Annotated in this window: 16 protein-coding genes and 1 pseudogene; 5 read left to right on the forward strand and 12 right to left on the reverse strand. The window is 46.0% G+C overall.

Annotated elements, in window-relative coordinates:
• Positions 1-77 precede the first annotated feature (77 nt).
• Positions 78-974 (forward strand): cation diffusion facilitator family transporter, encoded by an 897-nt coding sequence (locus tag AACR75_RS03175; RefSeq protein WP_017043151.1) that lies wholly within the window; start codon positions 78-80, stop codon positions 972-974.
• 81 nt (positions 975-1,055) lie between these two features.
• Here the strand turns inward: AACR75_RS03175 and yddG are convergent, their stop codons facing one another.
• The 4 genes from yddG to AACR75_RS03195 form a co-directional block, all read right to left on the reverse strand.
• The gene (gene yddG, locus AACR75_RS03180) at positions 1,056-1,970 is read right to left on the reverse strand and encodes an aromatic amino acid DMT transporter YddG (protein WP_047688687.1); all 915 of its coding nucleotides are present in this window, start codon (positions 1,968-1,970) and stop codon (positions 1,056-1,058) included.
• A complete protein-coding gene (locus AACR75_RS03185; protein ID WP_026028176.1) occupies positions 1,967-2,566 on the reverse strand; it encodes a sugar O-acetyltransferase in 600 nt (199 codons plus the stop codon). Before AACR75_RS03185 ends, yddG begins: the two co-directional genes overlap by 4 nt.
• A 171-nt stretch (positions 2,567-2,737) precedes the next feature.
• On the reverse strand, positions 2,738-3,136 hold the full coding sequence (locus AACR75_RS03190) for an OsmC family protein (RefSeq protein WP_047688690.1): 399 nt from the start codon (positions 3,134-3,136) through the stop codon (positions 2,738-2,740).
• A gap of 30 nt (positions 3,137-3,166) precedes the next feature.
• A complete protein-coding gene (locus AACR75_RS03195; protein ID WP_013868419.1) occupies positions 3,167-4,153 on the reverse strand; it encodes a Gfo/Idh/MocA family protein in 987 nt (328 codons plus the stop codon).
• A gap of 849 nt (positions 4,154-5,002) precedes the next feature.
• On the opposite strand from AACR75_RS03195, the gene AACR75_RS03200 reads away from it, so the two are divergent.
• Positions 5,003-5,446 (forward strand): dCMP deaminase family protein, encoded by a 444-nt coding sequence (locus tag AACR75_RS03200; RefSeq protein ID WP_010319355.1) that lies wholly within the window; start codon positions 5,003-5,005, stop codon positions 5,444-5,446.
• A 77-nt stretch (positions 5,447-5,523) separates the two neighbouring features.
• On the opposite strand, the gene copI is transcribed toward AACR75_RS03200, so the two are convergent.
• The 6 genes from copI to AACR75_RS03230 form a co-directional block, all read right to left on the reverse strand.
• Positions 5,524-6,036 (reverse strand): copper-resistant cuproprotein CopI, encoded by a 513-nt coding sequence (copI, locus tag AACR75_RS03205; protein ID WP_331415613.1) that lies wholly within the window; start codon positions 6,034-6,036, stop codon positions 5,524-5,526.
• A 76-nt stretch (positions 6,037-6,112) separates the two neighbouring features.
• A complete protein-coding gene (locus AACR75_RS03210; RefSeq protein WP_047688695.1) occupies positions 6,113-9,241 on the reverse strand; it encodes an efflux RND transporter permease subunit in 3,129 nt (1,042 codons plus the stop codon).
• The gene (locus tag AACR75_RS03215; protein ID WP_047688698.1) at positions 9,238-10,740 is read right to left on the reverse strand and encodes an efflux RND transporter periplasmic adaptor subunit; all 1,503 of its coding nucleotides are present in this window, start codon (positions 10,738-10,740) and stop codon (positions 9,238-9,240) included. The genes AACR75_RS03210 and AACR75_RS03215 overlap by 4 nt, the downstream gene beginning before the upstream one ends.
• 9 nt (positions 10,741-10,749) lie before the next feature.
• Positions 10,750-12,198 (reverse strand): TolC family protein, encoded by a 1,449-nt coding sequence (locus tag AACR75_RS03220; RefSeq protein WP_047688701.1) that lies wholly within the window; start codon positions 12,196-12,198, stop codon positions 10,750-10,752.
• An 82-nt stretch (positions 12,199-12,280) separates the two neighbouring features.
• Positions 12,281-12,697 carry a hypothetical protein gene (locus AACR75_RS03225; RefSeq protein ID WP_047688703.1) on the reverse strand — a complete coding sequence of 139 codons (417 nt, stop codon included), beginning with the start codon at positions 12,695-12,697 and terminating at the stop codon, positions 12,281-12,283.
• Between the two features lie 112 nt (positions 12,698-12,809).
• Positions 12,810-15,476 carry an ATP-binding protein gene (locus AACR75_RS03230; RefSeq protein ID WP_047688706.1) on the reverse strand — a complete coding sequence of 889 codons (2,667 nt, stop codon included), beginning with the start codon at positions 15,474-15,476 and terminating at the stop codon, positions 12,810-12,812.
• A 515-nt stretch (positions 15,477-15,991) separates the two neighbouring features.
• Here AACR75_RS03230 and AACR75_RS03235 point away from each other — a divergent pair.
• On the forward strand, positions 15,992-17,434 hold the full coding sequence (locus AACR75_RS03235; protein ID WP_047688709.1) for a glyceraldehyde-3-phosphate dehydrogenase: 1,443 nt from the start codon (positions 15,992-15,994) through the stop codon (positions 17,432-17,434).
• A 225-nt stretch (positions 17,435-17,659) separates the two neighbouring features.
• Here AACR75_RS03235 and AACR75_RS03240 read toward each other — a convergent pair.
• Positions 17,660-17,794, reverse strand: a pseudogene (locus AACR75_RS03240) (hydroxylamine reductase); the annotation flags it as partial.
• Positions 17,795-17,965: 171 nt separating this feature from the next.
• Between AACR75_RS03240 and AACR75_RS03245 the strand changes: the two are divergent.
• Complete coding sequence (locus AACR75_RS03245; RefSeq protein ID WP_017045072.1) at positions 17,966-18,175, forward strand: hypothetical protein; 210 nt, start codon at positions 17,966-17,968, stop codon at positions 18,173-18,175.
• An 81-nt stretch (positions 18,176-18,256) separates the two neighbouring features.
• Here AACR75_RS03245 and AACR75_RS03250 read toward each other — a convergent pair whose 3' ends face one another.
• A complete protein-coding gene (locus AACR75_RS03250; protein ID WP_013868407.1) occupies positions 18,257-18,871 on the reverse strand; it encodes a LysE family translocator in 615 nt (204 codons plus the stop codon).
• A gap of 191 nt (positions 18,872-19,062) precedes the next feature.
• Here AACR75_RS03250 and yjeH point away from each other — a divergent pair, with 191 nt between their 5' ends.
• Positions 19,063-20,340 carry an L-methionine/branched-chain amino acid transporter gene (yjeH, locus tag AACR75_RS03255; RefSeq protein ID WP_047688713.1) on the forward strand — a complete coding sequence of 426 codons (1,278 nt, stop codon included), beginning with the start codon at positions 19,063-19,065 and terminating at the stop codon, positions 20,338-20,340.
• The last annotated feature ends 9 nt before the right edge of the window (positions 20,341-20,349 follow it).

A 20,349-nucleotide genomic window follows, 5' to 3' on the forward strand; every position in this document is an offset into this window, starting at 1 on the left:
ACGACCAATGCACTTAGAGATTGTCAAAACCGTGCTTTAAGCCAAAATAACAGCATGTTTTCAACAGGTAGTCTTTTATGTGTGCTCGAACAAGAAATAATGAAAATCGCATTTTGACGATTTCGGCCCTTTTAGCTTCTGGCTTTGCTGGTGGCGGACTTGTGGTTGGTATGCTTGTCGGTTCACTGGTTATCGTGTTTGACGGTGTGTATTCACTGGTTAGTTTGCTGTTAACATTATTGTCGCTGGTGGCGTCACGCTACATTCGTAAACCTTCTGACTCGACTTTTCCCTTTGGACGCGCGGTGCTAGAACCTGCGGTTATTGCTATCAAAGCCAGCGTTATTTTGTTAGTCGTGAGTTATTCGTTGTACTCGGCTGTCATGGCATTGTTTAGCGGTGGTCGAGAAGTGGATGCTTCTATCGCCACTGTTTTTGGCACAGTGAACGTGATTGGTTGTGCGATTGCGTGGTGGTTCATGGTCAACAAGAGTAAACGTTACTCTTCTGGTTTGATTGACGCTGAAGTAAAACAGTGGCAAATGGACACGCTATTAAGCGTCGCGGTAACGGTCGGTTTCATTGCCGCTTGGTTGATGACCTTGTCTCCTTGGGCAAAATATGCCGTCTATGCAGACCCAATCATGATGCTATTAATGTCGTTTTACTTTATCAAAGTGCCTTATGACATGCTTAAATCGGCAACACGTGAATTGTTGATGATGTCACCAAGCAAAGAGATTTGTAAAACCGTGGATCAAGGTGTCATTGCCGTAGGTGAAGAATCAGAGCAAGATATTGAGTTAACTGCGGTGACTAAAGTCGGTCATGAGCTGTGGGTCAATGTCGACATTCGTCCTGATGAGAATGAAATGATTGCACTTGAAGATATCGAAAGTACTCGTCGCTCGCTACATAAGCGTTTATCAAAGCTGCCATTCGTACTGCAATTAACCATGAACGTAGCTCGTTAATCAGTCTCAATTAAACGGAAAAAGCCCTCTCGTTCCCGAGAGGGCTTTTTTTATACATAGCAAAGCTGTTGCGATGTCAGGTCAGGCTATTGGCATTTTCTCTTGCACCGTCGATTGACGTTCTCTGGTCGCCCACCAACAAATTAAAGAACCCATCGTTACCATAATCACACCTTGCCAAAAGCTTAGCCCAAGCGCTACACCTAAGATTAGCGATGAAAGCAAGGTTGAAATCACTGGCGTGAAATAAGAAAGAGTCGCCAATAGAACCATATTGCCACGCAAGATTGCCACATTCCAAAGTGCATAACCGCTGCCCATCACCACACCCGTTAACGCTAAATTCAAGATTGCTGGAACGGTAAACACTAAAGTGCTTTCGCTGCTAAGAAAATACTTAATCCAGAGGGCGATAGCAGTAGCCATAAAGAACAGGATAATGGCATTTTGTCCATTGGCTAATTGTTTGGTGATATTGCAATAAACAGCCCAAATAATCGCCCCGCCAAACGCCATGCTATAGGTTAAGGGATTAGTCGCAATATTGGCTGATATTTGCATCACCGAAAACCCACTATCACCAGTAATGGTCCAAGCAACCCCGACAAATGCGAGCGCAACGCTTGGATACACAAGAATATGGACGGGTTTACGGCTGAGAAATACCGCAAACAACACCGTCAAGGCTGGCCACAAATAATTAATCACCGCCATCTCGAGCGCTTGATGGCGATCATTGGCCATACCTAACGCTAATGCTAAGCAGATTTCGTAGCTCACAAAAAGCGCGCCACCGATCAGAACATAACGCAGAGAAAAGTGTTTGAATTTAGGCACACCCATGACAAGCATCAGAAATACTGAGCTCACAGTGTAAATCAGCGCCGCCCCACCAATTGGGCTAAATTGCTCGGTGACCGTTCTGATTAGCCCCATGAGACAGCTCCACAGCAAGATAGCCGCAACACCAAATAATGTATGTTTATGCTGCTTCAATGATGCCCTTCCTTAACTGAACTATGCAGGTCAGATGTTCCATTCATTTCTTTTAATGAACGGAGCACTCTCGCTGGTGTGCCTCCGACTAGGCTATCAGCTGGCACATCCTGATTGACCACTGAATTTGCCGCGACAACCGAACGGGCACCAATCGTGACTCCTTGATTAATCACAACGTTGCCACCAATCCATACGTCATCTTCAACCGTAATCGGCTTACAAAATGTTTCCCACAAGCGGCGGCTGCGATAATCCAAAGCATGCGCTGGTGTATAAAACTGGGTGTTAGGGCCAATCAAAACATGATTACCAATCGTGATTTTAGCGCCATCAAGCATAGTGACATTCATGTTGATAAAGGTTTCATCACCAATGGAAATTGTTTCACCGAATTCACAATAGAAAGGAGGCTGCACCACACTTTGTTGGCCAATTTGACGATATAGCTGAGTTTGCAATTGATGGCGGGCTGTAGCATCGGCGCATTGGTTGATCTGCAACAGTAAATGTCCTGCTTTGCTACGAATGGCTTCCATTTCTGGGTCTGCACCGTCAAACACCATACCATTCATCATTTTTTCCATTTCGGTCATGAGCCGTTCCTCCTTATGCATCTAGTTTATTTAGACTACTTGGATAAACAAAAGAAAAAAGAGAAAAGCTCACTGTTTCACTTTCCTCTTTAATTTCAACCAACCTGTAACGCACAGGAAAAGGCAAGATCAGAGCATATTGCTTTTTCCTAGTTTTATTGATTGACTGGCTTAAACAATCGCCCAACTGTGAGTCATTGTGACACCATTGCCTAACATTAAGCAGACAGAACAGTACTTTTCTAATGAATCGGTCGTCACTTTTTCAACGACACTAGGGTCAAGATCAACGCCTGATACGTCGAAATGGATATTGACTAGCGTAAAAATCCGCGGTGCGGTTTCACGGCGCTCAGCCGTCAATTTGGCGTTACATGCAGTGACCTGTTGATTGGCCGATTTTAAGCCATCAACCACATCCACAGAGCTACAACCTCCCGCGGCCATAAGAACCATCTCCATCGGGCTAGGCGCGGTTGCACCACCACTGCCATCCATCACCACCGAATGACCAGATTGGGATTGGCCCAAGAACTTGAAATTTTCGACCCACTTTACTTCAGCTTGCATTATTTTTGCTCTCTTCTCTGTGCGATGAAACTACAGGTTATCGGTTGGAAAAATCACGCCCGTTTGGCGGCGTATTTCTGTCAATAATTTGGAAACGGTGAGTGAGCGTAATTTGCATTGCTCATCTATTGTCTTGTTCTGTATCTGATCTGCAAATTTTTGTGCTTCGTAAAACATGCGGTTGGCGTGTTGCTCAATACTCAGATCTTGGGTTTGACCACCACGGTTAATTCTCGTGATGCGGTTGCAGGTAGAGATCATCTCAACGTGCAGTGCGGCCTCTTCACCTTGAATTTCGCTCGGCAAATAGGAGTCACTGGTTTTTGAATGCATTAATAGCACATCAAAACCGTCATATCCTAAGATCACACTGCCGTTACCATCAACCCCCGTCTCCAGTAAATGCGCTTGGGCTTGTACCGATTTAGGCTCACCAAACAGTTCAATGGCTGAGCCCAAACAGTAATAACCAATATCCATGATCGAACCATTGGAGAACTCGGGCAAAAAGGTATTGGGCATCTCACCCTTGAGATATTTAGGGTAACGAGAGGAATACTGGCAGTAGCTGAGCACCGCTTTACGGATAGCGCCAATCTGCGATAGCTCTTGTTTGAGAACGGAAAAATTGGGCAAATGTGGGGTTATAAAGGCCTCGAATAATACTACGCCATGCTGTTTGGCAACTTGATACATCTGCTGTGCTAATGAGAAATCAGAAGCCAGCGGCTTCTCACAGATAACATGTTTGCCCGCTTGCATCATTTGAATCGACTGTGGACCATGCAGTACATTCGGGCTGGCGATGTACACGGCATCCACATTGTCACTCTCACCTAGGCTCTTAAGGTCAGTAAACAAAGCAGGAGCATCGTATTTTTCGGCAAATTGTTTCGCCCTGTCCAGCGAACGGGAATAAACCGCTACTAGCTGAAATTCCCCCGTTTTTAATGCCCCTTCGATAAATTGGTCAGTAATCCAGTTGGTTCCAATAACGGCTAAGCGAATCATCATCATATCCTTTCATTATTTTCACCTATTATCTGGAGTTACTCCGCAGGAAGCAATGTTAACCTCACCACTTATTATTTTCAGGTGGCCATTATTTTTAGGTAACCAAAATAAAGAAAACCCCACTAAGGTCTCACTTAGTGGGGTTCCAGTTCTTACTCGCAGCAATCCAGCTACTGATAAGTGCTCCCTGCATCAATTCCTTGATAGTCTGCTGATTCCCTCAGCGCATTCCCTTTCATCGCCTTCCTAGCGGTGTCCTTAACTCCGTCGTCCCGACAGATTTGTGCACTTTTCCTTTGCACCGTCCATTAACTTTCCTTGATAACCATCCTAGTTATTCAGCATCCAGCTAATGTCCTTCGCTATCCTTGCCGATCATTCTTCCTGAATTATCGAATCTTCGTCCTGAAGATGACCTATCCTTGGGTCTTTCCTGTTCCGTGTCCGCTTCCTGCTGACAACTTCAGATTACGGATTTCACTTTTTTCAGCAATCCCCCACCTGTTGTTTTTTCTCTACCAGAAAGACACAAAATGACAATTATCATTTAAATTCAAATAATTACAAAAATTCAATCTCTTTTTATTGCATAGCAAAACGTTAAAGTCTCACGATACGTGTAAGAGATCTCTCACAAACTTAATCCTATAATGGCCTATCACCTCGGCTAAGATGCTCGCACGAAATGAGATAGAGCTCTCACTCTAATACTGATTGGCACGGCTGAATTCTGTTTAGAAATGAGAATTGCTCTAGACTAAGTGTGAGAAAACTAGGATATTAATGTCGATCTTAATCACATATCTCCCTCGCTACTGAGGAAATGCAAGAAAATCGTCAGAGGAACAACACATGATTTCGAAATGGGCACAGCGCTTTTACCAAATGGCAGAACTTGTTGGCTCTTGGAGTAAAGATCCCTCCACGCAAGTCGGCGCAGTGATCACTAAGCAAAATCGCATCGTTTCGGTTGGATTTAACGGTTACCCACATGGTATTTCAGACAGTGCAGGCACCGATGATCGTGATATGAAATACCTCAAAACACTGCATGCTGAGGAAAATGCTATCCTATTCGCCAAGCGTGATTTGGATGGTTGCGAAATTTATGTGACACATTTTCCTTGCCCAAACTGTGCAGCAAAAATCATTCAAACTGGGATTTCCGCAGTGCACTGCCCAGAGCAAACAGAAGACTTCTTATCCCGTTGGGGTGATAAGATCAAAGTCAGCCAAGATATGTTTTTACAAGCGGGTGTTAAAGTAAACTGGCTACCGCTTAGTGATTTGAAATAATTAATCAATGGTCAAAAAAACCGCCCTGCCAAATTGGAAGGGCGGTTTTTTCTTTTAACGAGTTAGCGTGACAACTTTTACTGAAGCTGAATTTTCTTAATCATCCCAGCTTCAGCATGGCCGGGTATATTGCAGGAAAACTCAACATTATTATCACCATGGAAGTGCCATAACAGTTGTTTCGCTTTACCCGGTGCCACGGTGACGGCATTGCCGCCATCGTGTTTATGATTGCCCATTTGGCGCATCATTTCTCGGTGTTTTAGCTGCTCGGCGGCTGAACCAATCGAAAATTCGTGGTCAATTTTGCCCGTGTTCATGACAACAAATTGCACCACGTCATTCGGTTCGATGTTGACCTCTTTTTTGAAGGTGATTTTCATGTCATCCGAGAGTAAAACATGCACCACTTTATCGGGTTTTGCTCCTTTAGCAGGCATGCCGACTTCTGACATGTCATCCATCGCCATGTTCATCGTGTCTGTTTGCTTCATCACCATGCTGCCATGATCCATTTTGCTATGGTCCATTTCAGCCATGACAGAAGAGGTGAATAACGCTAGTGAAAGTGTGATTAGTGTTTTTTTCATTTTGATTTTCCTTAAATTCATCCAGTTACTATTTATTTTCCGATTAGTGCTTAGCTTTTACTTTGCCAGCTGCACGCTATTTGAGTGTTGCGATTTCACGGTTTTTCCATAACTTGAATACCGCAGGTAGAACCAATAATGTGAGCAATAGTGCTGAAGCCATGCCTCCAATCATGGGGGCGGCAATGCGCTGCATTACCTCCGAACCAGTTCCCGTGCCATACATAATCGGGATCAGGCCAATAATAACTGTCAGTACCGTCATCATGACTGGGCGCACGCGCTGTCCTGCTCCTTCGCCAATAGCATTGATGAGATCTTGGCTGTCAATGACCGCACCATTTTCTTGCGCATCAATTTTTTTGTAGTGCCAAGCTTGGTTTAAATAAACGAGCATGATCACGCCAATTTCTACCGCAACACCTGAAAGTGCAATAAAGCCCACCCCCACGGCGATTGAAAAGTTGTAGCCAAGGTAGTGCATCAACCACACGCCACCCACCATCGCCAGCGGCAATGTCGCCATAATGATCAACACTTCTCCGATTCGACGGAAACTGAAATAGAGTAGCAACATGATGATTGCGATCGTGATCGGTGCGACAACACTTAAGCGCGCTTTGGCTCGCTCTATGTATTCATATTGACCAGACCACACGAGAGAATATCCCGCTGGCAGCTGTAATTGCTCCGCTACCGCTTGTTGCGCCTCTGCCACATATGAACCGAGATCGCGTCCATCAATATCGACAAAGACCCAGCCGTTTGGCCGTGCGTTTTCGGTTTTGATCATCGGCGGGCCGTCTTCGTAGCGAATATCAGCCACATCGGCCAAGGCCAAACGTGCACCGTTTTGAGTCACCAAAGGTAAGTTTTGCAGCTTCACTACCGAATCACGGTAATCTTGCGGGTAACGTACATTGATCGGGTAACGCTCTAACCCCTCAATGGTTTCCCCTACATTCATACCCCCCACTGCGGTTGAAACCACTTGTTGCACATCTTTAATGCTTAGCCCATAGCGCGCCGCTTGTAACCGATTGATGTCTATCGTTACATAACGTCCACCAGCCACACGTTCAGCATAAACCGATGCCGTGCCTTGAACGCGGTTAAGGATAGGTTCAAGTTGCGCACCGATGGTTTCAATCTGTTTGAGATCGGGACCCGCTATCTTGATACCAATCGGCGTTTTGATCCCTGTAGCTAACATATCGATGCGTGTTTTGATTGGCATCACCCACGCGTTGGTTAACCCCGGAAATTGCACTAAGCTGTCAAACTCCTTGCGTAGCAATTCTGTGGTTACGCCTTCACGCCATTGATCGCGAGGTTTAAGTTGGATCACCGTTTCAATCATGGTTAAGGGCGCGGGATCGGTTGCGGTTTCTGCACGCCCCATTTTGCCCCACACGGTTTTGACCTCTGGTACGGTTTTGATGAGTTTATTGGTTTGCTGCAATAGCTCACGCGCCTTACCAATCGAGATCCCCGGATAGGTTGTCGGCATGTACATGAGATCGCCTTCATCTAATGGCGGAATAAACTCACTGCCTAATTTGCTCATTGGGTAATAAGCGGAAGCCATTAATGCCAAAGCCAATACAATCATGCTTTTGGGATAACGCAAACTCAGGTTGAGTAGCGGACGATAAAGTGCTACAAGCCCCTTATTAACTGGATTTTTATGCTCGGAAATAATATTGCCACGCACAAAATAGCCCATAAGAACAGGGACGAGCGTGATCGCTAAACCTGCCGCAGCGGCCATGGCATAGGTTTTAGTGAACGCCAATGGCGAGAACATCTTACCTTCTTGGCCTTCGAGTGCGAAGACGGGCACAAAACTTAACGTAATGATAAGTAGTGAGAAAAATAGTGGCGCACCGACTTCTTCAGCGGCTTTGCCAATCACCTGCCAGCGATTTTTGTCGGTCAGTGGGGTGCGTTCAATATGTTTATGCACATTTTCGATCATCACAATCGCCCCGTCGACCATAGCACCGATAGCAATGGCGATCCCCCCAAGTGACATGATGTTGGCATTGATACCTTGCCAGTGCATCACAATAAAAGCCGATAGAATGCCCACGGACAAACTCAAAGCAATCACTAATGATGAGCGGATATGGAATAAAAACAGCGCACACACGACCGCAACGACAATGAACTCTTCTGCTAGCTTATGCCAAAGGTTTTCAACGGCTTGATTGATCAAGGTTGAACGATCATAAGTGGCAACAATTTCGACACCTTCCGGTAAGCTGCGTTGGAGATCAGTCAATTTCGCTTTGACGTCATCAATCACTTGGCTAGCATTTTCGCCAAAACGCATCACGATCACGCCTCCAACCGCTTCTCCTTCACCGTTAAACTCAGAAATACCACGACGTATTTGTGGGCCAAGGTTAATATCCGCCACATCACCTAACAATAATGGCGTTCCTTTGTCGGTCACTTTCAGTGGTAGCGCTTTAATGTCATCAATACTGGTCAGATAGCCACTGGTGCGTACCATGTGTTCGGCTTCCGCAACCTCAATCACTGACGCTCCCGACTCTTGGTTACCATTTTGGATCGCCGCATTGATTTGTTGCAAAGTCAGGTTATAAGCGCGTAGCTTTGCCGGATCAATTTGCACTTGATATTGCTTAACCATGCCACCAACGGTAGCCACTTCGGAGACGCCATTCACCGTTTGCAGCTCGTACTTCAAAAACCAATCTTGCAAACTGCGTAGCTGCGCAAGATCGTGTTGGCCAGTTTTATCTTGCAGTACATAACTGTAGATCCAGCCAACCCCCGTCGCATCCGGCCCCAAGGTTGGTTTGGCATTGGGTGGCAGTTTTGGCGTCACTTGGCTTAGATATTCCAATACCCGCGAGCGAGCCCAATACATATCGGTTTTATCATCAAAGATGATGTAGACGTAGGAATCACCGAAGAATGAATAGCCACGGACCGTTTCTGCCCCCGGAACGGCAAGCATCGCCGTTGTGAGCGGGTAAGTGACCTGATCTGCCACTACCTGCGGCGCTTGGCCGGGATAGCTGGTTTTGATGATCACTTGCACATCTGAGAGATCCGGTAAAGCATCAACAGGTGTGTTCTTTACACTGTAAAGTCCGCCCAAAGTGAGAAACAGAGCCGCCACCAACACCAAAAAACGGTTATTGATCGACCAACGAATAATCGCACCAATCATTGTTGACCTCCTAACGTTTCTGCGGCGGTAATGTTCGTCTCACTACTTGCCTGCTCACTCGCTTCCAGTGCTTTTAGTACATATTCGTCACCCTGCTTTGCCACTAGAAATCGAACCCTTTGCCCTTCAGCAAATAAGCTGAGATCAAACTCCTCCTCAACCGTGAAGTTCATCTGCCCCGCTTGCCAGCCCCATTTGCTTACCGGTTTATAGTTAAGTGTGAGCATCCCAAAATCAGCCATAAGCGTACTGATGTCTCCCGTTAACCAAGCTTCATTGGCAGCTTCCACCCCATTAATACGTGATAAATCAGCGCTTTGGCTCGACTCTGAATCCAACAGAAAATGTGCCGACGTGACGACCGTGTCTTGCTCCGTTAACCCTTGTAAAACTTCAAGGCGCTCGCCTGCTTCGCGGCCAACTTCAACCCTTGCTGAACGGTATTTGCCATTTCCTTCAGCAAGTACGACGCGCGTCATGCCGCCCGAATGGATAACTGCTGATTTAGGAATGGTGAGCACCGCTTGTTGCGATACGGGCTGCAAAGCGATATTGGCGAACATGTTAGGCTTCAACTCGCCCTTCGGATTGAGAAATTTCAAACGCATACGCAGCGTTCGGGTTTTCGGATCCAAAATGGGATAGACGTAATCTATCTTCCCTTGCCACTCCTTGCCGGGAATAGCATCCAGTGTCATTAACGCTAAACTACCCGACGTAATCCAATGTGCTTGGCGCTCGAATACCTCAGCATCGACCCACACTTCGTTTAAAGGACCTGCGCTTATCACCGCTTGCGCTGGCGATAAGTATCCCCCTTCGCGAATATTCAAACTCGCAATCACCCCATCAGCAATGGCTTTGACCTCTATCGATTGAGTGGCTTTGCCTCGAGCGATAATCTGTCTGATCTGTGCACGATCAACCCCTAGTGAAACCAAACGCTCGGTTGCGCCTTTCAGTAAACTTTCACGGCTGGCTCGATGAGCATTTAACAGCTCCTCCTGCGCTTTAACCAGCTCCGGTGAGTAGAGCGTAAATAAGACATCGCCTTTACGAACCTGCTCTCCAACCACATTAATGTTCAGTTTTTCAACCCAACCGGCAACGCGAACATTCGTTTGCCACAATAAACTGTCATCAAATGCAATGTAGCCCACTGTCTCAATACGTGGAGATAACTGCGCAAACACCACGGGTTCCGTTTTCACACCCAAGTTATTTTCGACCGCAGCACTGATGGTCACCGTGCCATTCTTCTCTTGTGCTTGCGTCGGCGATTCGGTGTACACAGGGATGAGGTCCATCCCCATCGGTGACTTGCCCGGTTTATCACGTTTATAGTTTGGGTCCATCGGCGCAACCCAATACAGCGGTTCAGACATCGCATTGGTTGAGTTCATTGCCTCCATACCATGACCAGACAGGTATTGATTGATACTAAACCCCAGTAATCCACCTATCGCTAAGGAAAGTACGGCTATGTTTAATGATTTCATTGAGTTATCCTACTTTTCTACCGGCGTAAGTGTTTCTAAAGAGGGAAGTTTTTCTACAGACGTAAATATTTCTACAGACGTAAGTGAAGGCGCACTAACTTGAAAATCGAACCCATTTAATAGATAAGCGAGGTTACTTTTGGTTAGATTTAAATCGGTCATTAGGCGCATTTGTTCTAATTGCAGCGCTAGTTCATCGCTGGCGGCACTGACGACATCATTAAACTGGGAGGTATTGTTTTCGTAGCCTCTCTCAACCGCTTGAGTGCGAGCTTTCGCTTGCGTTAATAAGGTGGTTTGATAGCGCGCTAAACGCTGTTCGAGGTTCATTTTATCAACCAATAAGGCATTCACTTTGGCGTTCATCTGCGCCAATAGAACATCACGCTGTGATTTAGCCGCGCCCACTTGATATTGCGCCGCAGCGTGGTTTCTACCTTGGCGGTTCCCCGTAAACAGCGGGATATCCATGGTGAGATAAGCACTGACCATATCGGCTGCGGGTCCGCCTTGCATACTGCTTGCCTGACGATAGGCGTACATCACTTCCACACCAAACTGAGGTTGATAGGCCGTTTGTGCTATTTCGACTTGCGTTTGGTTGGTGTGAATTGTCGCTTCTGCCATGCCGACCATCGGGTGCGTGACCAACAAAGCGTAGTGAGTGGTGCTGTCGTTAACCGTAACCAATTGCGCATCTAAACGGGACCAGTTCACTGACTCTTCAGCGGCTAACATAGGCTGTTCAACCAACCAAGCGCTACCTAACCATTCGGATAATTGCGACACAATGCGTTGCTGCATTTGTTGATTGGCTTGTAATTTTTCGTCCAATTTGGAAACTTGTAACTGCGCTTGCAGCAGATCTTGCGCTTCGCTTTTACCTAATGAATAGTTCGTTTCAATAAAACCAGCCAGCTCACGCATTAAGGTTTGGTTTGCCCGCACAATACGTTCAGCGCGTTGTTGGTAGCCTAACTCTAACCATAATTGAGTCATGCTGTTTGCCACTTCCAACTCACGTAAATTAACCTGAAGCGCAACGCCAGTGGCTTGTTGCTTTGCTTTTTTCGCTTGTAATGCCAAGCTTGAACCCCGTTCAAACTGCTGCATTAAGCCCACAGAAATGTTAGTCATAGGATCTTCATCAAACTTAAAACTATCAGTGGGCAAACCACCAAAGCCAACTTTGATCTTAGGATCCATCAGGGTTGAGCTGGCCATTCCAGTTTCTTGTATTGCTTGAGACTGAGCAAAATATTGCTTGCGGACGGCATCATTCGATAATGCAGCGTCAATCAGCTGAGCTAATTGTTTTGCATGCGAATCTGGCTGAGCCATCGCGGCTTGTGGGGCTGCATTCACCATCAAGGGGAATGACAAAACGCCCACTATACTGATCGACCAAGCGATCACAGAGAGTTTAAGGTTCACAATAAAATTCCATCTTTCATGCATCGCAAAAGGTTGAGATGCAACAGAGAGTCACGAACCTAGTTAAAGGCCGCACAAACACGCCATAGGCGTAATGAAAGAGAAATTAAACGATAGGGGGACGGTAAAGTGAGCGGGCGACCATCACAATGCCACGCGTTGCTTCTGCATTGATCAACAATAAAACCGCGTGAGGTGTGAAGGGTTGGTGTTCAGTGATAAAGAAAGCTAACGTGGTCATGCACATGACGCTACAACAGGAATCAACACCTTGGTCGCTGTGATCGATACAATCGTTACTCATCGCTGATGACGTCATGTCACTTGCATCGGAATCATGGTGAGCGGCGCTCATATTTGAGCAGTGTTGCGGCGGGTTTGCATCGTCAGTCACTGAATGGGATACAACCGAAGTCGGTGACATTGTGATCGCCATTAAAGGTGCACTAGACACTAAGCTTGAAGCAAGCAGCGTCATCATCACCAACATGGAAACCCAAATTGTATGCAGCGAAAGTTGCATATCCAATATCACTATCTGACTGAAAACTCTCACAGACTAAAGCTTGCCCTAGGGGTAAGGTCAATTAATTTAAATTTCGAAAATCGATAAAAATAGCGATTAGGCTATCTTCTCAAGAGTTCGCCACTTGCAGATCGCTAAAAATATCAAAAAGTTGCTTGGATTTATAAGGTTTGGGCAAATACGCATCCATGCCCGCGTCAAAGCAGCTTTTAATATCCTCCTCCAAAACGCTGGCGGTTAAGGCGATAATAGGCAATTTTTCAACGCCTTGCTCTTTTTCCCATTCGCGGATTTTCTTCGTCGCGGTTAAGCCATCCATCACTGGCATCATGCAGTCCATTAACACCGCAGCAAAATGTCCCCCTTGGGTGATGGCATCTACCGCTTCTTGCCCGTTGTTGGCCACCACATAACCAATCCCTGCTTTTTCAAGGAAGAAGCTGGCGATTTTTTGGTTCATCAAATTGTCTTCAACGATCAAAATACGCTTATGATTGCACTCTAAGTAGTCTAACTGACTCTCCTCGACTGGCGTTAAATCCGTCTCTGTATCGGCCACTAATGCTTTGAGGGCACGTTCAAAACGCGTCCCTAAAAAAGGCAACGTGATACTTGCCTGCGCAAGATGAATTGCGTCTTTGTTGACGAACAAGTGATGCTGCAGAACCACTATTTTTGCACTTGAAAAATGCTCACGCAGCGCAATGAGATCCGATTGCACGCTGTGGCTTAAGCTTTGGCAATATAAAATACATACGGCGCTAAGCCCACTCTTGACTGCTTGTTCAACATCACGCGCTTCATTGAGTTGAATCCCCCATTGAACGCATTCACGCCGAATAGCGGATGAGTAGTTAGACATATTGGTAATTAACAACGCCTGCGTGGCAAGAGGCTCAACTTGCGGCTGATCTTCGGCAACCTCAATCGGGACGACAAATTCAAAGCAGCTACCTAAGCCTTTAGTGGACTGTACATGAATGTCACCCTGCATCAGATCGACTAATTGACGGCAGATAGCCAACCCTAACCCAGTCCCGCCAAAACGACGGGTAATACTGCTATCTTCTTGAATAAATGGATCAAAAATCGTATTCAACATCTCTTTATCGATGCCACTTCCCGTATCGGATACAGCAAAACGTATCGAGGTTATATCGCCCGTTTCTAAGGTTAAACCCGTGTTGACATAACCATCTTTGGTAAATTTCACCGCATTGGACAACAAGTTCATCAGGACCTGCTTCAGACGATATTCATCCGCGACGATAAAACGAGGTAATGCAGGGTCGAGATAAATATTAAGCTCGATATGCTGGCTCAACGCTTTCGCGTTCACCAAGTTCACCGTGTCGTATACCAATTCAGCGAGTTCAAAGCGATGCGGAGCAAGCTCCAAGTTGCCTGATTCAATTTTAGATAAATCGAGAATATCGTTAATCAAGATCAGCAACGCTTGCGAAGAGGTATCAATATCGGCCAGGATTTCACGCTCATTCCCCGTAAACTCGCTGCGTGACAATATTTCAGTCATACCGATAATGCCATTAAGAGGCGTTCGGATCTCATGCGACATATTGGCTAAGAACGCGCTTTTGGCTCGATTAGCGGCAATTGCCGCTTCCTTTGTTTCCACCAAAGCACTCTCGTACTGTTGCTGTTTCTCAATAATATGGTTGAGATTGATTGTAAAACGGGAAAACTCATCTTTGCCATCAATCGGGATCTGTTCAATGCCGTTCTGCTTTTCACGCAATCGACTCATGGTATTGATGATCCGCTTGAGCTTTGACGAGATGCGAGATGAGGTACTTGCTCCTAGCACAAACAGCAGCGCCAACACGGCTAACAGCGATGCCGATATACTTAACATACCCATTTTTTCTTGCTGGAGACGCACATTCAGTTGAGCCGATAAGTGTTGGTTGACACTTTGCACCAGTTTATCTATCGCCAAGTAACGCTCTTCCACATTTTTGACATAAGAAGCTAATGCTTGAGGATCGGCTTCATTACTAACGATTTTTTCGCGAATCAAGGCGGCTTGGCGAAATTCAGGTTGCGTAAACAACTGCACCAGTTGTTCGAGTTGAGCGCCGTTATCAATGATACGTTCGAAGTATTGTTGCTGGCGCTCAACAGCTTGAAAGTATTCTGTTTGTCGAGATTGAAACACCTCTTGATCCATGGTTAATTCTTTGATTAACCACGCCTCTTTTTGCACCCAAAATGCCAACCAATGCAGGTCGCTATACACCAGATCCAAGGTATGAATATCAACAGGCGCAAGAAAACTGTTGGTTTTTTGCAGCTCGGCCATCACTTCATACAAAAGATTAAATACTTGGCGGCCTAATTCTAGGGTCTCGCTTTGTGAGGCCGACGGCAACTCATCCAACAAATGGTGAAGGTCAAGCACACGGTTTTCTATCAATGTACGGTTGCTTTTACTCCCAAAATGACTATTTGTAGAACCTGTATCCAGCACAATTTTATCCAGCGATTCTGCTAGCTCCTGCTTGAGCTGCGGCCGAGAGTCCTCGCTATTTTCGCTGCGCAGCTGCGCACTGAGCAAGGTATAAAAAAGGGCTGAACTGGTGGTGACCTGATTGATTGCTCCAATCTTTTGGTTCAACACATGGTATGTGTCTAAACGGCTTTCAAATGGGAGGAATAGACGCCATGCCACAGCCAGAATAACCAGTGTTGGAATGAGGCAGAGTAAGAACAAGCGTGCCTTAATTGAGAAGTGGGTAAGTATTACCATTATTATCATCCTTGGAAGTAATACATCCTAGCCAATGGTTAAATAGTAGACGTTATTTTATGCGTCTGCGCTCTTATTAAGATAAAACCAGCGCGGTAACTAAAGCGTTGCGCGTCACGATTCATCCAATAAGCGTAATGGTGAATTAGCCGAAAACTCACCACATTTTAAGATAACAATTTGAATCTAATCTCATTTTTATGAAAAAGAAAAACCATTCCACATCAAATATTTGAAGAAGACCATTATCATCACAAAATAAGTCGCGACTTTAGAATTTGTCAATATCTCTAACCACCGCCAAAAACCACTCAATACGCTGATTTTTACCTAGTTTTCAGTAAAAAATGTCGTCATTATTTTTGCTAGCAGAATAACCATTCCACATTTACAATCCGGCCACATAAAAACAACAATAAACATCGACTTGTATCTCAGCACAGATGACCGTGCAAGATACGCGTTCACCAGCCCTACACTGTGAACATTACTGCTTAACATAACGTGAAAGGTCCCAAGTCAATATGAGCCCAGAGAAACATCTCTCAGACTGGCAAGCCAGCCAAACGATTGCTGAATCTATGTCTCCCCTCATCGGTCAGCTTTATCGCCAACAAGGTGTTGAAGTGGTTTTATTTGGAAAAACACTCATCAACGCCACCACCATTGATATCATCAAAGCACATCGAGTTGTCCGTCGCTACACGGGCGAGGCGCTTTCAACCCAGCAAACGATGCCGATTTTACAAAAGTTGACCACGCTTGCTCTGTCGCCATGTCGTATCGACATTGGCCAACTTGCTCATCAATTTTGGCAACAACATGGTGATGAACATGGCCTTGAGGATTACCTGCTAACGGCGCTTAATGGTGCGTTGAATGGTGAAACACTCAGTGAGCCTAAGGATGTGGTGCTGTACGGTTTTGGTCGTATTGGTCGCTTGCTGACTCGTCTTTTGATAGAAAAAAGTGGCCCGGGCTATCCACTGCGCTTGCGAGCGATTGTCGTTCGTGGGGGTAAAGCAGGAGATTTAGAAAAACGGGCAAGCTTGCTACGCCGTGACTCAGTTCATGGCCAGTTTAACGGCAGCATCATCATCGATGAGGCTCGCAAGGCCATTATTGCCAACGGCAATTATATCCAAATCATCTACGCCAATAAGCCACAAGAGGTTGATTATTCACACTATGGTATTCATAACGCGTTAGTGGTCGACAATACTGGTGTTTGGCGTGATAGCGAAGGGCTTAGTCAACACTTGAACTGTCAAGGGGCAAGCAAGGTGCTGCTGACAGCACCCGGCAAAGGTGAGATTAAAAATATCGTGTTCGGCGTAAACCACGCTGATATTCAGCCCGAAGACACCATTATCTCAGCCGCCAGTTGCACCACCAACGCTATCACACCGGTATTGAAAGCAATTCATGATCAATATGGCGTACTTTCTGGCCATATCGAAACGGTGCACTCTTTTACTAATGATCAAAACCTTATCGACAATTTCCATTCAGGTGAACGACGTGGCCGCAGCGCATCGCTCAACATGGTGTTAACCTCAACGGGTGCCGCCAAAGCGGTTGCCAAAGCGTTACCTGAACTCGCTGGTAAGTTAACCGGTAATGCGATTCGTGTCCCCACGCCAAACGTGTCGATGGCCGTGGCTAACCTCAACTTAGCCAATGCAGTGAATAAGCAAGATCTCAACGCATATCTACGTGAAATGGCGCTTAACTCGCCACTTTCAGCGCAAATTGATTACACCGACTCAACAGAAATTGTCTCCAGTGATTTGGTTGGCTCTCGCCATGCTGGTGTGGTTGATGGCGCAGCGACGATCGCTCAAGACAACCGCTGCGTGCTCTACATTTGGTATGACAATGAATTTGGCTACAGCGGCCAAGTTGTACATTGTATGGAGCAGATGATGGGCGTTCGTTACCGAACTTTCCCAGCTATAGCCCAGTAAACGGCTTAATATTGTTTTTATCTCCACAACATAATAATAGTGAGTGTTTATCTCACCTCCCCCTGCTTGCCGCCTTTTGATATAAGGCGGCTTTTTTATGAAGTGATCAGTTCAATGAGATTTCAACGTCCGAAACTAATCTGCTCGAACACGCTAAGGCATAGCCTTGTTCACGCAGCGCCTTCTGGTCATTCAAAGCCTAAGGTTGCAAAATATTTATCAAGTTTCGATGAGTAATGCTGGTGCAGTTGGTCCGATATAAATTTCTTTCACACCCAATGCGAGTAGCGTCAGATCGATAACAATCGCCTTTTGTTCAAACCAAGAAAGAACTAATGTCAGTGGGAGTTCATTCATACCACGAACAAAGACACCAAAATGACTCAAAATTTGAACTATCTGTCAGAGTCCCAATATTATTGGGGGAATGAACGTCGTCCATACCACTCCAAAAAATTAGAGACACAACATTCATGTTGGATTCATCTTGGCTGCGTTAACCTAGCTTCAATTCAGAAAGAGGTACAGGTTATGAATAGATTTATTGTGACTACATTTGCGCTGGTTGTAGGGTTTTTCGCGTTGATGCTGAGTTTGCTGCTCGCCATTCCTCTCGCTATTGCAGCGATCATCACTGGCAAACGTATAGAAAAGCAGCTCAAGCGCCACACCTTTACGTCAAAAAGCGGCTACGTTATTGAAGGTGAATATGAAGAAAAAACTCAAGCACACTATCGATGAACAACCCTATTCGCCCTCTTTCATTGGCACGGCGAAACTCATTAGAAGCGGGAGGCATTTCCTCCCGTTTTTTGGTATTAGCTAAAGAGTCATGACGACACGGATGGCAAGCGCAATCAGTACTACGCCCGACAAACGGTCAATCAATACGGCACGCGCGCGCAGTTTATCGAGTAATATCGGGCTAGAAAGAATTAAGGTGATGAACGTATACCAAAGTCCATCCACTAAAAATGGTGTTAACACAATAATAGCTTTGCTACTCAGTTCGTTGCCGATGGCGACAAATTGACTGAATAACGCGATGAAAAATAGCGCAATTTTAGGACTAAGCAGAGAAATCAATAATCCCTCTTTAGCCGACTGCCACACACTGACTGTCTCACCCGATTCTAATTTAGCCGCCACGCCCCCTTTTGAACGTAATGCATTGATACCCAAATAGGCCAAATACAACGCGCCTGCATAGCCTACTGTCTTAAACAGTAAGGGGGATTGATGCAGTACAACCGCTAAGCCAATTAAGGTAATGAAGGCATAGACACCAATACCAAATGCGTGCGCCCACGCCGTTGCAAACCCATTTTTACGCCCACCAGCGAGGCTATGTTTGGCCACCATCGCTAGGCTTGGCCCTGGCGACATCGCGCCTAAAATACAAATGGTAAATAGTGATAACCAAACGGTGAATGTCATGGATTTCTCGCTGTTGTTTCGGTGATTTAAGGTAATGACGATAACGAAATGACTCGCATAACGCTACCTGAATGTGGCACTGCCCAAACGGCCTGATGTTGCAGGTTAGCCGTTGCACCCAATGGGCATAGGCAAACTGAGATAGATGCATATTATTTCGCTTCAGCGTATGCTAACCGCCAGAACGATATTTGGGAACGGAAGCCGTGAATAAGTTAAAACAAGAGATCACCTTGCTGTCTGGTATTGGACAACTTTCCACCACTTTAATGGGAACAGGGTTATTTATGATCCCAGCGATTGCCGCTGGTATTGCAGGTGAGCTCTCACTGTGGGCATGGCTACTGCTGTTTGTGGCGATTTGCCCGATTGCACTGACGTTTGCCGCTCTGGGTAAGCGTTACCCTAACGCCGGCGGAACCGCCTACTTTGTCCGCCAAGCTTTTAACGCTAAGTTGGAACGCTCGGTTGCTTGGCTTTTTGTCAGCGTGATCCCTGTCGGCGTTCCGGCCGCTGTCGCATTGGCGGCAGGCTTTGCTCAACAACTCCTCCCTGCGCCACTCAACTCGGCGATGATGGCGCAAGTATTAACCGTACTGTTGCTGATTGCGGTCAATTTGGCGGGCACCAAATCTTCCGGGCAGTTACAAACCGTTATTGCGCTGAGCATTTTCGTATTAGTTGGTGCTTTTTTCTGGATAGGCGATGTTGGCGCTGCAGATTTAGCCATGCCCGCACTCAGCACGGACAGTATTTGGCCGATTGGCGCCGCACTCGGAGTGATGTTCTGGTGTTTCGTCGGGATTGAAGCGTTCGCTCATATGGGAGAAGAGTTTAAAAACCCACAGCGCGATTTTCCGATCGCGATCATTGTCGGCTGCTTTGTGGCAGGAATCACCTATTGGGCATGCTCGGTGGTCATCCTTAAATTTGGTGCGTATGGCAGCGCAGAATTTGATAGCACCTCCATTCCTTGGCTGAGCGAACAAATTTTTGGTAGCAGTTTGGCAACGGTGATAAGCCTTATCGGCTTTTTTGCATGCTTTGCGAGCATCAATTTATACACGCAAAGCTTATCTCGCATGGTGTGGGCACAAGCAAGGCAATATCGACCAGAAAGCGCAATCGCCAGAATTTCAATCCGCGGCGTCCCAGCCAATGCAACCATTGCTGTTGGAGTTGTATTAATGGCTTCTTGCCTGCTTGGTGAATGGTCTGGTCTTAATCTGGAATTTTTCCTAAAACTTGCGAATGGAATCTTTGTCTTGGTTTATCTGTTAGCGATGTTCGCCGCTTATAAATTGCTCAGTGGCATCAACAAACTGTTGGCGGCGATTTCGTTGATCCTCTGCACTGCGGTATTTATCTGCTTAGGCTGGTCAATGCTGTATGCTCTGACTATCTTCATTTTGCTCTCTTTACCTTGGCAACGTTTGGCAAGAAAAAGTCAGTCGAAGCAAGAGCTTTAACTTATCGCT

This window comes from Vibrio sp. ZOR0018 (assembly GCF_963865925.1).
GTDB lineage: Bacteria > Pseudomonadota > Gammaproteobacteria > Enterobacterales > Vibrionaceae > Vibrio > Vibrio anguillarum.

Excerpts from the sequence above, each read along its gene's own strand:
- AACR75_RS03175 (WP_017043151.1), top strand. The coding sequence starts at position 78 with ATGTGTGCTCGAACAAGAAATAATGAAAATCGCATTTTGACGATTTCG.
- AACR75_RS03215 (WP_047688698.1), bottom strand. The coding sequence starts at position 10,740 with ATGAAATCATTAAACATAGCCGTACTTTCCTTAGCGATAGGTGGATTA.
- AACR75_RS03200 (WP_010319355.1), top strand. The coding sequence starts at position 5,003 with ATGATTTCGAAATGGGCACAGCGCTTTTACCAAATGGCAGAACTTGTT.
- AACR75_RS03185 (WP_026028176.1), bottom strand. The coding sequence starts at position 2,566 with ATGACCGAAATGGAAAAAATGATGAATGGTATGGTGTTTGACGGTGCA.
- AACR75_RS03225 (WP_047688703.1), bottom strand. The coding sequence starts at position 12,697 with ATGCAACTTTCGCTGCATACAATTTGGGTTTCCATGTTGGTGATGATG.
- AACR75_RS03190 (WP_047688690.1), bottom strand. The coding sequence starts at position 3,136 with ATGCAAGCTGAAGTAAAGTGGGTCGAAAATTTCAAGTTCTTGGGCCAA.
- copI (WP_331415613.1), bottom strand. The coding sequence starts at position 6,036 with ATGAAAAAAACACTAATCACACTTTCACTAGCGTTATTCACCTCTTCT.
- AACR75_RS03250 (WP_013868407.1), bottom strand. The coding sequence starts at position 18,871 with ATGACATTCACCGTTTGGTTATCACTATTTACCATTTGTATTTTAGGC.
- AACR75_RS03235 (WP_047688709.1), top strand. The coding sequence starts at position 15,992 with ATGAGCCCAGAGAAACATCTCTCAGACTGGCAAGCCAGCCAAACGATT.
- AACR75_RS03220 (WP_047688701.1), bottom strand. The coding sequence starts at position 12,198 with ATGCATGAAAGATGGAATTTTATTGTGAACCTTAAACTCTCTGTGATC.
- AACR75_RS03245 (WP_017045072.1), top strand. The coding sequence starts at position 17,966 with ATGAATAGATTTATTGTGACTACATTTGCGCTGGTTGTAGGGTTTTTC.
- AACR75_RS03195 (WP_013868419.1), bottom strand. The coding sequence starts at position 4,153 with ATGATGATGATTCGCTTAGCCGTTATTGGAACCAACTGGATTACTGAC.
- AACR75_RS03230 (WP_047688706.1), bottom strand. The coding sequence starts at position 15,476 with ATGATAATAATGGTAATACTTACCCACTTCTCAATTAAGGCACGCTTG.
- AACR75_RS03210 (WP_047688695.1), bottom strand. The coding sequence starts at position 9,241 with ATGATTGGTGCGATTATTCGTTGGTCGATCAATAACCGTTTTTTGGTG.